At 60.7% G+C, this 247-nt stretch carries 1 protein-coding gene; it reads right to left on the bottom strand.

Translation table 11 applies throughout. The features are described 5' to 3' along the window. A partial coding sequence (locus ACPYOJ_RS36205; RefSeq protein WP_481420510.1) for a hypothetical protein occupies positions 1-247 on the bottom strand: 247 nt, incomplete at both ends.

Genomic DNA, 247 nt, shown 5'->3' with positions numbered 1-247 from the left:
ATCAACATCGATCAGCATCAACGTGAATTCGCCCGGCGCCCGGCCGGCCACCTGTTGGCTGCGGATTCGTTTTAGCTTCTCTTCAAGAAGCTCCATGACGCGATAGCGGGAGTAAGCATTCGTCAGGCTGTCCCTTTCGACCAGATGGGCACGCGCCTCGTCGCGCGCCTCGACCTGCCGGCGTGTCCAACCAAGTCTATGGGCGCCGGCGAGAGTGGCAAGCAATGCGATGACCAGGCCCCATTTC

The organism is Rhizobium sp. SVR5-9E (assembly GCF_056755095.1).
This window is presented reverse-complemented; position numbering and strand designations above follow the sequence as displayed.